Here is a 410-nt window from a genome sequence, read left to right as displayed (position 1 = left end):
TAGCGACGACATCGGCTGCCTTCAAGGCGTAATCGACCGTGATCGCCACGCTCTCCCGACTAAAATTATCGACCACAGTTAAGGCGCGGATTTTCTGCCCGTTGAACAGCTGATCGGCCACGAAGTCCATGCTCCAGCACGTGTTGATGGTAGAGATTTCCGGTCGCTCCATGCGGTGCGCGGCGGCCACGCGTCGGCGCGGCCGCTTGCGCCGCAAATTCAGCTTTTCCTCGCAGTAGATCCGATACGTCTTCTTGTGATTGATTAGCCAGCCTTCGCGTCGCAACAAGACGTGGATGCGCTCTACACCATATCGAATCCGGGTTTCGGCAATGTCCCGGATGCGCTGGCGTTCGGCGCGGTCGTCACGTGGATGAGGCTGATAAAAATACGTGGCCTGACGCAACTGC

At 57.8% G+C, this 410-nt stretch carries 1 protein-coding gene; it reads right to left on the bottom strand.

Features of this window, described 5'->3' with window-relative positions:
- The coding region (locus tag ACYP33_RS20695; RefSeq protein WP_459623724.1) for an IS3 family transposase at positions 1 to 410 on the bottom strand (410 nt) is incomplete at both ends.

This window comes from Burkholderia sp. 3C (genome assembly GCF_054589155.1).
Note: the sequence above shows the minus strand (reverse complement) of the source record. Positions and strands in the feature narration are given on the sequence as shown.